The 11,980-nt window shown below is 60.7% G+C and carries 4 protein-coding genes; 2 read left to right on the top strand and 2 right to left on the bottom strand.

Going from position 1 to position 11,980, the window contains the following annotated elements; translation table 11 throughout:
• Positions 1-8,010 (bottom strand): beta strand repeat-containing protein (locus BM352_RS19050; protein WP_175500743.1); only part of this gene is annotated, 8,010 nt, incomplete at its 3' end.
• Between the two features lie 266 nt (positions 8,011-8,276).
• Entirely contained in the window at positions 8,277-9,020 is a 744-nt protein-coding gene (locus BM352_RS18625) for a hypothetical protein (protein ID WP_090220725.1), read from the bottom strand.
• A gap of 397 nt (positions 9,021-9,417) precedes the next feature.
• Here BM352_RS18625 and BM352_RS18620 point away from each other — a divergent pair, with 397 nt between their 5' ends.
• Both BM352_RS18620 and BM352_RS18615 read left to right on the top strand, forming a co-directional pair.
• Entirely contained in the window at positions 9,418-10,728 is a 1,311-nt protein-coding gene (locus BM352_RS18620; RefSeq protein WP_090220723.1) for an AAA family ATPase, read from the top strand.
• Positions 10,728-11,798 carry a ParB/RepB/Spo0J family partition protein gene (locus BM352_RS18615; RefSeq protein ID WP_090220720.1) on the top strand — a complete coding sequence of 357 codons (1,071 nt, stop codon included), beginning with the start codon at positions 10,728-10,730 and terminating at the stop codon, positions 11,796-11,798. The genes BM352_RS18620 and BM352_RS18615 overlap by 1 nt, the downstream gene beginning before the upstream one ends.
• Positions 11,799-11,980: the final 182 nt, after the last annotated feature.

The raw sequence follows: 11,980 nt of genomic DNA, 5'->3' as shown, positions 1-11,980 counted from the left end.
AGAGTTAGCTACGTCGCCCACAGTGCCGGTGCTGTCCAGCTGGCCCGCATTGGTCACGCCAGCCAGCGTGCCGGTGTTGGTCAGCGTCGTGCCGCCAGCAGTCGTCGTTGCGCCGGTCACGGTGCCAGAGTTGGTCATCGTGCCGCCGGTCAGACCGACAGTCGTATCCACAGTGCCGGTGTTGGTGACGGTGCCTGCCGAGCTTGCGATCGAAGTCACGGTGCCGTCATTGGTCAGCGTACCGGAGTTGGTCACCGCACCCGCAGTCGCGCCTGCATCTACAGCCGCTGTGCCCGTGTTGGTGATCGCGCCCGCAGTGCCCGCATCCACGTTCAACGTGCCTGCGTTGGTTACGTCAGCCACGGTGCCAGAGCTGTCAAGCTGTGCGCCAGCCGCCACCGTGCTTGCGTTTGTCACAACGCCGTCAGTGCCAACTGTCGAGACGCCCGCATTCACAGTGAGGCTGTCTGCCGTCGCTGCGATTGCATCGCCGTTGCCGATAGAGGTGGTGCCCGACGTGGTCACTGCGCCGACCGTGCCATCATCAACCGCCAGTGTGGCGCCTGCCGCGACGGTGGTTGCCCCCATGGTGGCAGCTGCCCCCGTTTGGGTGACGGTGCCGGTGTCCACAGTCACTGGTCCAGCGATGGTAGCAGTGTTGGTGGTTGCAGCCGTTGCCAGCGTGTCTTGGGTCAAGCCAGCCATTGTACCTTCGTTTACCAAGGTGCCTTGGTTCGTCGTCAGGCCAGTAATGGTCCCCGCAGCCTCGTTGGTGAGGCTTGCAGCTGCACCCGTATTGTTGGCCACGGTGATGGTGCCAGAGTTGGTGGTGATGCCTTCGTTATCAAGCGTCGCAACTGTGCCAGCGTTGATATCCAGCGTCGCGCCAGCGGCCACGTCGCCAGTCCCGATGGAACCGCCGGTTTGCGTCAGCGTGCCAGCGTTCACGGCAGCCACACCCGTGATGGTGCCCGCGTTGGTGCCGACAGCGCCCGCACCTGATTGGTCGTAGCTCGCCGTCGTCCCCTCGTTGGTGACCGTGCTGCCGGTGTTGCTCAACGCGCCGGACACGACGCCTGCGGCCTCGTTCGTGACGGTTGCACCTGCGGTGGCGATGATCGTGCTCGCCGTGCCCGCGTTGGTCACGGTACCGCCAGCGACGACGACATTGCCCGCGTTCCCGCCATTGATATCGAGGTTACCATCCGACGAAACAGCCGCGCCGCTCGCAAGTGTGCCGGTGCTCGTGACCGTCGCGCTGCCGGCCGCGCCGGCGCCGTCACCGACGGATGCGATGCCTGTCACAGTACCGTCAGTCCCGACAGTAAAGCTGCCGTCGTTGACAACCAGCGTGGTGTTGATCGTCGTAGCTGTCCCTGCGTTACCCACAGACCCGCTACCGCCGTCAACCTGCACGGAAGCTGCCGTGCCGCCGTCGAGATTGGCAATGCCGTCGGAATTCACGGTAACCGCATCCAAGTTGCCGGTGCTAAACAGGAATGCTGTGCCCGCGGCCCCGTCGCCCACAGTGGTAAGACCGTTGACCGTGCCGTTTGCCTCGACTGTCAAGCTGCCGGCGTTGAGAGTAGCGGTCGTATCGACAGACGCCGTGCCCCCGCCATTGCCAAGCGTGATATTACCGCCGGAATTGGCCTGAATGCTGCCAACCGAACCTGCGTTGATGTTAACCAGCGCGTCGCTTTCGGTGTTTAGCGCACCGGTAACGACGCCACTTGTATTCGCGATAGTCGTGTTGGGCGCACCAATCGCGTCGCCGACATTCAGGTCACCGCCGATGGTGCCGTTGGTGCCCATAACCAGAGTGCCGTCATTGATCGTAACGTCGTTGGTGACCGCAAAGCTCGTGGCGCCGTTGCCGATAAAGCTGTTGCCGACGCTTTGTGTCAGACTATCGGCGGTACCGCCAATAAGGTTCACAGTGTTGGCGTTGGTGACCGCGCCTTGCGTGCTGGTGCCCGTCGCCGAGAAATTGCCGCCAGCTTGGTTGTCCACATCGCCCATGATGCCAGCGTTCGATGCAGTCCCGCCGGCATTGTCGAAGTTGCCCGTCGTGCCATTGGCCAGGTTGTTAAATACCCCGCCAGCGCCGTTGGTCACGACAGCCGCAGTCTGGGTGATCGTGCCATCGTTGTTGATGGTCGCGCCCGAGGTGTTGCTGAAGGTATCAACGACCAAGCTCGACCCTGTGCCGATGTCGATTTGCGAGCCAGCGCCGGTGTTGTCCAGCGTCACAGCCCCGCCGCCGAACGTGTCGCCCGCGCCGATAGTGATCGTGCCGCCAGCAGTGTTGTTAAGCAGATCAGCGGTGCCGTCACCCACAGTGATTGTGCCGCCGGTGCCTGCGGTGGTGATAACGCCAGTGTTGTTCAGCGCCTCGCCGCCCAGATTGTCGCTATCCGCGTTGATGGTGCCGTTACCAAGGAAATTGATAACGCCGCCGCCGGTGTTGTTATTGATCGCGCCCGCATCCACGATGGAGCCGAGATCCGCAACATTCATCACAGCGTTGTTGTCATACGTATTCCCGGTACCGATCAAGCTGGCGCTTGTGCCAATGTTGATGGTGCCGCTTTCGTTGGTGATGCTATCCGCCGTCAGGGTCGCATTCGCGCCCAGCGTCGTGGTGCCCGCGTTGGTGAAGCCACCAATCGCGTTGCCATTAGACGTCGGACCAGCCGCCACAGTGTCCACAGTGACGCTCGCGTTGTCCTCAAGGATCAGGTCGCCATTGTTGTCGAGCGACCGCACTCCGGTCACAGCGTTGCCGGTTTCAACCGTCAGACCACCATTCAGGCCCACAAGGGACGAATTGTTGGTGATGTCAAAGCCGCCAGCATCGATGCTTGCCACAATGTCGGTGTCACCGGTTGGCGCGACTGTCAGGTTACCCGTCAAGTCAGAGGCCAGATCCTGAATACCCGCGTTGGAGATGTTACCGTTCAGGGTCACGCCCGCACCCACGTTAGAGTTCGTGGTCAGCACGATGTCGTTCGCCGTGACGGTCAGACCCGTAGCCGCCGCATCCGCCAGAGAGCCATCGTTGGTGAACATCCCGTTGGAGCCGGTGGTGCCCGCAACAGTCAATTCAGCCGCAGCGCCTGCACCCGCGTTATCCACGGTGCCTGCGTTGGTCACGTTGCCATTGATCGTGGTGTTGCCGGTGATGCTGAACGTGGCACTTGCGCCGCTGTTCAGGGTCACATCGCTGCCGAAGGTGCCGCCGTCAGAAATCACGGTGCCATCATTGATGGTCGTCGTCCCGCCAACGCTGCCGCCCGCGCCATTTGTGAATGTGCCGGAGTTGTTGGTGAGATTGCCGCCAATTGTGCCGCCGGTGTTGTCAGAGGTGCCAGCCACTTCGATGTTGCCAGTGATCGTACCGCCAGCGTTGCTGGTCAGCCCGCCGCCAGAACTGGTCAGGTTGCCGGTGATCGTACCGCCTGCGTTGCTCACATCACCCGCGACCGCGTTGGTGTCACCCACCACGCCGCCGGAGTTGATCGTGCCGCCGTCGTTGTTCACGATGCCCGCGCTGCTGGTCAACGTGCCAGCCACGTCACCACCGCCGGAGTTGTCGAATGCGCCAGCCACAGAAGCCGTGCCGCCAATCGTGCCGCCGACGTTGTCAACCGCACCCGAGGTCGAGGTCAGGTTGCCGCCGATGCTGCCGCCCGAGTTGTCCACCGCGCCTGCGGTCTGGACATTGCCGGTGATCGAAGACGTCGCGCCCGTGTTCGTCACGGTGCCCGCGCTCGACGTCAGGTTGCCGGTGATCGTGCCGCCAATGTTGCTCAGGTTGCCCGCAACGCTGTTGGTGTCGCCCACCACGCCGCCCGAGTTGATCGTGCCGCCGTCGTTGTTCACGGTGCCAGCCGAGCTGGTCAATGTGCCAGTAACGTCACCACCGCCGGAGTTGTCGAATGCGCCAGCCACAGAAGCCGTGCCGCCAATCGTGCCGCCGACGTTGTCAACCGCACCCGAGGTCGAGGTCAGGTTGCCGCCGATGCTGCCGCCCGAGTTGTCCACCGCGCCTGCGGTCTGGACATTGCCGGTGATCGAAGACGTCGCGCCCGTGTTCGTCACGGTGCCCGCGCTCGACGTCAGGTTGCCGGTGATCGTGCCGCCAATGTTGCTCAGGTTGCCCGCAACGCTGTTCGTGTCGCCCACCACGCCGCCGGAGTTGATCGTGCCGCCGTCGTTGTTCACGGTGCCAGATGTGCTTGCGAGTGTCCCGCCGATGCTACCACCCGCAGAGTTGTCCACCGCGCCTGCGGTCTGGACGTTGCCCGTGATAGACCCGCCACCGGAGTTGTTGGTCAGCGCCGTCGAATTGTTGGTCAGGTTGCCGGTAATAACGCTGCCAGCGCCGGTGTTGGTCAGCGCACCGTTGACCGTGTTGGTGTCGGTATCCGCCCCCAAAGAGTTGATCTGGCCGCCAATGTTGGAAACGCTCGCCGTGTCCGTGCTGGTCAGCGTGCCTTCGATGACACCACCATCGTTGTTGACGGTGCCGGTGCCGTTTTGGGTCAGGCTGCCTTGAATGGTGCCGGTGTTGGTGACCGAGCCGGTCGACCCGGATACCGCGCCGCCGATGATACCGCTGTTGATCAGTGTGCCGCCATTGGCGATCACTGCTCCGGTGCCTGCCGTTGTCGCGCCGCCGTCGCCGGTGGAGCTGTTGTTGAACGTCCCTGCCCCGATCGAAACCGTGCCGGCCACTACGCCGGTGCCGTCATTCAGGAAGGTGCCGCCATTGGTCACGGCATTGCCGGTGACGGTGCCGTTGGTGTTGGTGAAGTCGCCGCCGCTGGCCTGCACGTTGCCGGTGATGGTGCCGCCGGTGTTGTTCACGGTTTCGCTGCTGTTGGACGTGATGTCGCCAAAAATCGAGCCGCCCGCGTTATTGATCGAGCCGCCGGTCGGGCCGGACGCGGTGGAAATGTCGCCCACAATCGTGCCGGTGTTGGTCACCGACCCGCCGGTCATGGTGATGTTGGTCGCCGTCCCACCGTTGCCGATGAAGCCGGCTGTGTTGGTGATGGTCGAGCCGAAATTGTTGGTGATGCCGCCGGTGGCTGTCAGGGTCTGGCCGCTGCCGACAGAGATGCTCGAACCCGGCCCTTGGCTGGTAATCGCGCCGGTGACATCCATCGAACCAGTGCTCAGGTTCAGGATGCCGCCGCCCGTTGGGATGCCCTGCCCTGCGGCTACGTTGTTGAACCCGTTGGCAATGTTGCCCGTCGTTGTCACTATGCCGGATGTCACCGCAATGGTGCCGGTGTTGTTGATCGTGTCGCCGGAGGTCAGCGTGCCGCCGTTCGCAAAGGTGATGCTGCCGCTGCCCGCGGGGGCCGCCGTCGCTCCGTTGTTGTTGATGTTGCCCGCGTCCGTGACGGTGCCACCCACAGCCACGTTCAGTGTGCCGTTGTTGTCATATGTGTTGCCGGTGCCTTGCAGTGTAGCGCCAGCGCCAACCTCGATCGTGTCATTGTTGGTAATCGTCGTCGCGGCCAGCGTCGTGCCCGCCGCAATGTTGATATCGGTGTTGTTGACCAGATCGCCAATATTGGTGGTGTCTGCGTTCACGTTGATCGTGCCGTCATTGGTCACGTTTTGGCCGCTAAAATCGGTCGCGGCATCTGTCGTGAAGATCGCGCCTGTGGCGGTTAAGTTGGCTTGGTTGGTCAGCGCATAGCTCAGCGTGCCGTTCTGGGTCAGGTTTGCCGCTGTAATCAGGCTCGCCATGTCAAAGGTCACGTTGCCGCCAACAGTCGCGCCCTCAAGCAGAGCAACGGAACCTGCACCCCCGAAAGTCAGGTTGTTGGTCGCACCGATCACGCCAGCACCGGAATACGCATAGGTTCCGAGCAAGGTCGTGTCCGCGCCAATAGACAGCGTGCCTGTGTTGGAGAAGGCGCTGTTGACGGTCACGGTGCCCGCAGTCACCAAGGTGCCCGCGTTGGACAGGCCGTCATCATCGACCGTCGCATTGATCAAGGTAGAGGTCTGGCCTGCAGCCAGAGTCAAACCGCCGATGGTTGCGTCTTCAACGGTCACTGTGCCGCCGTTGATCGTAACAAGTCCGGTCACCTCGGTGGCCGCACCGTTGATCGCTGACGTCCCTGTGCCTTGTGTTAGGGTGGTCGCAGTCGCGCCGTTGTCCATGCCGAAGCCAAGGCCGTCCATTTGCACATCCGCAACGCTGGCGTTGGCGCCATCGACAACCAAAGCACCCGCGTCAACGTCGCTCAGCCCGGTGATAGAGCCGGTTCCGGACACTGTGGTCACGGCAGTACCCGTGCCGATTTGGGTCAGGCTGGCCACCGCGCCGGCCGTGATGTTGGCGGTCGCGTCGTCGTTTTGCAGCGCGCCTGTCACCGAGGTGCCGCCGCCAATATCGATGGCAACGGTTGGTCCAATGTTCAGGTTCGTGGTGTTGACGTTCACCGTCCCTGCAACCGTCACGCCTGTGTTGATTGTCACATCGGTGCCGGTGAAGCCCACATTGCCGCTCAATGCCGTTCCGTTATTCAGGGTGACCGTTGTCGCCGCAATGCCGACCGTGCCCGCGCCCGAGGCAATCGCCGCATCCGAGGTGAAGCTGGTCAGACCAGTAATGTCATGATCGCCACCGTCACCGGTGATTGCAGCACTGCTTGCGAAGGTGCCGGAGATGCTGGTGTCCGCTGTCAGGCTTACAGTGCCTGCCGTCGTTGTAACGCCCCCACCGAAAGAGCCACCGCCCATATTCAACGCGCCGTCCGTGTTGGTCACCAGACCGGCAAAGTTACCGGCGTTCGCATTGATCGTGCCGCCCGTGTTGTTGGTCACTGCGCCGTTCACTGTGCCACCGCCGATTGTCAGCGTGCCGGTGTTGGTCAGACCCGTTCCGGAAGAGATCGTGCCAGCGTCCGTCATCTCGAGCGAGCTGCTATTGGTGATCGCACCCGTAGCGGAGACGGTTCCCGTCGATACGGTTATTCCGCCTGTGCCGGAGTTAACGAGATCGCCAGCAGTCGCAGTCAAAGAGCCCGCGCCAACCGCGACCGAACCTGCGCCGGTGTTAGAAATCGTATTGGCCGCCAGTGTTTCAGCACCGACGAATGTCGTTGTGCCGGTGTTGGTCAGGCTGGTTGCGCCTGTCAGGTTGCCGCCGTCCAGATTCAAAGCACCCGCATTGGTAACAGCCGCACCAGACGTCGAGTCCGCCGCTACGGTCAGCGTGCTTCCTGTGCCGGAGTTGTTGACGATTCCGACGTTCGCGCCATTCAGAATGATCTCACCAGTAGATGTGACCGAGTTCGTCAGCGTGCCAGTGACTGTGCCGTCAACTTGCATGGCACCAGTGCCAGAGTTGGTCACATCGTCGTTCGCCGTGCCCGAAAGGATCAGGTTGCCCGTGTTCAGAACATCACCACTGACCACCCCCTGAAGCGTCATCAGCGTGCCATTGTTAACGACTGATCCGGCATTCACTGCACCAGCAAACGTAACCTGACCCGTCCCGTTATTCGTGATCGCCCCATTGGCTGGTGTCACGAAACCCAGAGCCTGGACATCTTGGCCGAACGTCAGATTGCCCGCTCCCGAAATCGAGAAGCTCCCCGAGTTGCCAGTGAACTCCGCATTGATGACGCTATCGGCGTTTACGGTCAGAAGCTCGTCACCCGCAACCGAGTTGTCGAAGGTCAGGACGAACGCGCCGCCGTCAATCGTCGTGTTCCCGTTCAGGATCATATTTCCGATGGTGACATTCTCTGCCAGCGTCACGGTGTAGAGCCCGGGCGAGAAAGTTACGTTATCACCGTTGTTGAAGCCTGGGGCACCCACGCCGCCGGTTGGCACCCAGTTAAGTAACGTTCCAGGAGTTGTGTCCCAGTTGCCAGAGCTGCCCGCTGCTGGTGTACCCGTCGGTCCAATCCATTGGGCGTCCTGAGCAACCGCTTCATTTACCGGATAAAGCCCCGCCATCGCGATCAGTGTGCTCACCGCTAAAGCCGATGTGGTTGAGCGTAATGTCAACTTTTTACGTACAATGGGAAAAGTGTCGGACTGGGTATGGAAAGCAAACATGTAAAAGCTCCGGAATAACGGTTTGATCAGAAGCTCGCACAGATGTGGCGTTCGTTCAACAGTTAGGCAATATCTTGCCGAAATTAAGGGGCCGTTTACGAAACATGTTGACGCAGGGACACATGGCAATTTTTTTTATTTGTTTTCAATGAATTACGAGGTATGCAAAGGGGCCGCTGTCTTTAAACGCAAGACAATACGACCCGTGGCGCCGGATTTTGCGAGGCTTTCGCTTCCAAAACCACTGCTTCTTGTACAAATTGCAAAAGATGCGTTGCTATATACCCCGCGACGAATGCGTTGGGCGCGACAAGATTTAATTCCCCTGCCCGCTCCGGCCCTTCCTTCAGTTTTGCAAACCAGCTTTCATACATTTCCGGATGGCCGTGTTGCAGGCGGCGCGCAACGGCGGCCCACCCTGTCGCTCCCTCAGGAACGGGACTGAGCGGAACAACATTCGCAGCACTCGCTTTGAAATCAACTTTCACCACGCGGCGGGCGCCTGACATCTCTTCCATGCGATCCGCAAAGTCTGGTCCGACGGCCGCCCAGCAAGGTTGGGTGTTCTCATAGATGCGCGCATAATTCAGGCGGTAAGCCCCGACCCTGCCCCGCACTCCGGGTCGCACACAGATCATCCATCCGTCTTGGGTCAGCCGTTTCATCTCGCGCTTGACCGTCCGCTCGTTCACCGCCCAGAGCCGCGCCAGTTCTGTTTGCCCGATCGAGATTTCATCCAGTCGCCAGTTGTAGCGCGCTGTGACCATCGCAGAGAGCCGCATCAACGAGGTCTGCAAAGTCGGACTGCCATGAAGCCCTGCCACCCCAAGGGCAGTCAGCAGATCATATTTCATGGACCCCGCTTGGGGCCCTGTCAGCTTCTTGAGTTCCACGATACCATGCCTGTCACCTATCGCCGGATCCATGCGGTCCGGTCTTTTGCCTCAACGCCTTAACGGCTGCTTGCATCTTCTTTGGATGCGATTCTGCTTGAGGATGACAAAGGCATGATTTCCCGTTTTCTGTCAACAGGTTTGCAAAGACGGGATTATTCGAAAATCTTCCAAATCAAAAGAAAGAAATAGGTATATTGGTGATAGGTGACAGCATTGGTGTCACCCTATTTAGTGTCTGCTGTCACCCTATTCAGACCCTATCGCAATCAGGTGTCACCACATCTAGTCCAGAAACTTCCGCTGAATCCGCCAAATCCCGCAAATCGCCCGAATCGGTGAAAAACGCGATATTTTGGAATTTGGGTTTTGCGTGTTTCAGGTTTTCCCGTTATTCAACAGAAAACGCACAATAACAAGAGCAGGCAAAATGCGAGATCATTCAGACCTTCAATCCATGAACGAGCGCTCCCTCGCGCAGCAAACCGCTGTGCGCCGCGCGACTTTCTCTCCGGGGGAAACCAAGACCCTCCGCCCCTTCTCGATCTGGGAGATATCCCAGTTCATGTTCGGTGTGCCTGCGGACACGCTGCGCAAGAAGCTGGCGGACGACCCCTCCCTGCCCCAAGGCGAGACACAGGAAGATGGTCGCCAGCGCTGGTTCACGCTGGAGGAGATCAACGAGCTGCGCCTGCGTGTCAAATTCCGTGGCCGCAACCTGCGCCCCGAACGCCCCAAGGGTCGCGCGATGCGGGTGGCGGTTTCAAACTTCAAAGGCGGTGTCGGCAAAACGGTCGTCGCCCAACACCTCGCCAATGCCGCCGCGCTCGATGGCTACCGCGTGTTGTGCATCGACTTTGACCCGCAGGCGACGCTGACCCACTCCATGGGGCTGAACGAGGTGAAGGAAACCAACACCGTCTGGGGCATCATGTGTCGCGACCTGTGCCGCGAGGCGGACCGGATCACCGAAGGTTATGACGACCCCGATGACTGCCCCTACCCGTCATCCGACGAGTTGCCCGAGGATGTGCAATCCATCGGCGCGCAGCGGTTTCAGGATTTCATCCAGCCGACCTGCTGGCCCACCATCGACATCATCCCCAGCTGCGCCAATGCAGCTTTTGTCGAGTTTGCCAGCGCCCAGTACCGCTCGCTCCACAAGGCATGGTCATTCTTCGGATGTGTCGCCCGCTATCTGGACGAGCTGCCCGACGACCAATACGACCTGATCATCTTCGACTGCCCACCCGCCATCGGATACCAGTCCCTCAACGCGGCCTTCGCGGCGGACATCCTCTATATCCCTTCCGGTCCGGGCTATTGGGAATACGATTCAACGACGTCCTATCTGGGGCAGCTGGGCGACGCGATGCAGGACATCTCCGAAGGTTTCGCGACCCTCGCCGCGGACGCAGGGTTAACGCTGCCGAAACAGTTCCATGATGTACGCCTCCTCATGACGCGTTTCGAAGCCAACAACCCGCTGCACGCCGCGATGATGGATGCGTTCCGCAATGTGTTCGGCGCGGATGTTTGCGCGAACCCGATCGAGATGACACGCGCGGTGGAGCAATCGGGGCGCTTTCAGATGAGCGTTTACGAGCAGGACTACCGGCAAATGACCCGCGAGACGTGGAAGCGTGCGCGGCAAAGTTTTGACCGCGCCTATGACGAATTCCGAAACACTCTGCTGGCCTCTTGGAGACGTCAGGCAGAGCAAGGAAAGGAGACACGCTGATGACCCGCGATAACAAATTCGGCTTCGCGCCATTGGAGACCAAATCTGTCGCCCCGCGCGAACGCTCTGTTGGCCCGATGGGCGCGGCTGTCCGTGACGCCGCAGAAAGCCTGACCGAAAGCACCGAAGCCAAGGTCGAACAACGCCGCCAGAACGCCGAGGACGCCAAGGCGTTTCGTGTCGCAGCGGGCGAGGGCAGGGTGCTGACCAAGGTCGACATCTCGGAGGTCCACACGGATGACCTGCCCCGCGACCGGCTGGAGCTGGAGGCTGTCGCCCAAAGCGACGAGATGGAGGAGCTGAAGGCCTCCATCCGTGCCCGTGGTCAGAAAGAACCGGTGGAGCTGTATCGCGGACCAGACGGGCGCTTGCAGTTGAAGAAAGGCTGGCGCCGGTTCACCGCCATCAGCCAGCTTTCTGCTGAAACCGGAGACGCCGCATTCGCCACGATCACGGCGCGGGTGGTGGACGGGGACGACCTGCCGATCGACCGCTACATCGACATGGTCGAGGAGAACGTCGTTCGCGAGGATCTGACCTTTGCGGAAATGGCGCAGGTTGCGATCACCGCCGCGCAAGACGAAGCCGTCAAAGAACAGTCCGCTGACGAATTGGTAAACCGCCTCTATGGCGCGCTGCACAAGATGAAGAAGAGCTATATCCGCTCCTTCGTGCTGGTGCTGGAAACCCTGCGTGACGAATTGCGCTGGCCCAAGGCGATCTCGCGCAACCTGGGTGTGGATGTGGCCAAGGCGTTGAAAGCGGGGCAGGGGGATCTGGCCGACCTGCGCACGCGGCTGAACGTGGCCGAGACCGCAGATGCGCAGAACGCTGTGCTGGCGGATTTCGCCAAGGCAGCCCCCAAGCAGGAAAAACCCAAGCTGCGGGTCGGGCGTCAGAAGTTCGAGTTCCACGTCGGCCAAACCAAAGTAACTGCCCGCCAAGGGGAATGCCGGATCGTGTCCAAGCAGGACTACGCCTCGGTTCCAAAGGCGCGGCTTCAGCGGGCGATCAAAGCCTTCGAAGACGCGTTGAAGGATGAAGGTAACCCACGGGTTACCACGCTGTAGTTGGTGGTAACCCGTGGGTTACCTTGCATTAGTACATTGAAAAATAACGAAAAATTTAGGTACCCCGGTCAGATTTTGGCCGGGTCACCTTTTTTCTGGGCCGGTTTCCGGATCATATTTGCAGGCCGACGCGCTCGGGGCGTTACCTAAATTGCCTGCCAGAGACGCCCAGAGGGGGCCTG

This window comes from Litoreibacter janthinus (assembly GCF_900111945.1).
In the GTDB taxonomy this organism is placed as follows: Bacteria; Pseudomonadota; Alphaproteobacteria; order Rhodobacterales; family Rhodobacteraceae; genus Litoreibacter; species Litoreibacter janthinus.
Note: the sequence above shows the minus strand (reverse complement) of the source record. Positions and strands in the feature narration are given on the sequence as shown.